The following is a 702-nucleotide window of genomic DNA, read 5'->3' on the forward strand; positions in this document are numbered from 1 at the left end:
CGACGTCTTGGGGGGTGAGGCCGGCGTTGTCGAGGGCGTGGGTGATGACGCGTTGTTGTGAGGGGCCGTTGGGTGCGGTCAGGCCGTTGGAGGCGCCGTCTTGGTTGACGGCGGTGCCGCGGATGACGGCCAGCACCGGGTGGCCGAGGCGACGCGCGTCCGACAGGCGTTCGACCAGCAGCAGGCCGACGCCTTCGGCCCAGCCGGTCCCGTCGGCCGACGAGGAGAAGGCCTTGCACCGCCCGTCCGGCGCGAGCCCCCGCTGGCGCGAGAACTCGACGAACGTGCCCGGCGACGTCATGAGTGTGACTCCACCGGCGAGGGCGAGGTCCGACTCGCCCGACCGCAGCGACCGTACGGCGAGATGCAGCGCGACCAGCGACGAGGAGCAGGCCGTGTCCACGGTCACGGCGGGGCCTTCGAAGCCGAAGGTGTAGGCGATCCGCCCGGACAGCACGCTGGCCGCGGTGCCCGTGATCAGGTAGCCCTCGACCTCCTCGGGCGCGGGGCCCGACGACTTCGCGTAGTCCTGACCGTTGGTCCCGGTGAAGACCCCCGTACGGCTGCCCTTGAGCGTGGCGGGGTCGATGCCGGCGCGTTCGAAGGTTTCCCAGGCGACTTCGAGCAGGAGGCGTTGCTGGGGGTCGCTGGCGAGGGCTTCGCGGCGGGAGATGCCGAAGAAGTCGGCGTCGAATCCGGCGA

Annotated in this window: 1 protein-coding gene; it reads right to left on the bottom strand. The window is 71.5% G+C overall.

Annotation, left to right across the window (positions count from 1 at the left end):
• Positions 1 to 702 (bottom strand): beta-ketoacyl synthase N-terminal-like domain-containing protein (locus tag FLW16_RS42990; protein WP_142566727.1); only part of this gene is annotated, 702 nt, incomplete at both ends.

It is taken from the genome of Microbispora sp. KK1-11 (genome assembly GCF_006874435.1).
In the GTDB taxonomy this organism is placed as follows: Bacteria; Actinomycetota; Actinomycetes; order Streptosporangiales; family Streptosporangiaceae; genus Microbispora; species Microbispora catharanthi.